The sequence below is a fragment of the Pseudomonas sp. SIMBA_041 genome, from assembly GCF_046535095.1.
Taxonomy (GTDB): Bacteria; Pseudomonadota; Gammaproteobacteria; order Pseudomonadales; family Pseudomonadaceae; genus Aquipseudomonas; species Aquipseudomonas mucoides.
The window spans coordinates 1-243 of sequence record NZ_JAWRXJ010000816.1 but is presented as its reverse complement, the minus strand read 5'-3'; the positions used below and the strand labels follow the sequence as shown (position 1 = coordinate 243).

Here is a 243-nt window from a genome sequence, read left to right as displayed (position 1 = left end):
CGGCGAGTATCTGTGCCTGTTGAACAACGACATCGAGGTGATTTCGCCGGATTGGCTCAACGAGATGGTCGGTATCGCCTCGCAGCCCGGCAACGGCGCGGTTGGCGCCGCGCTCTGGTATCCGAACAACACGCTGCAGCATGGCGGGGTGCTGATCGGCCTGGGCGGCATTGCCGGCCACATGCATCACAAGATGAAGCGTGGGCACTTTGGCTATTTCGGCCGGGCGGTGACTGCGCAGAA

At 62.6% G+C, this 243-nt stretch carries 1 protein-coding gene; it reads left to right on the top strand.

What is annotated here, in order from left to right:
• On the top strand, window positions 1-243 hold a 243-nt coding region (locus SB725_RS33400), incomplete at both ends, for a hypothetical protein (protein ID WP_410923722.1).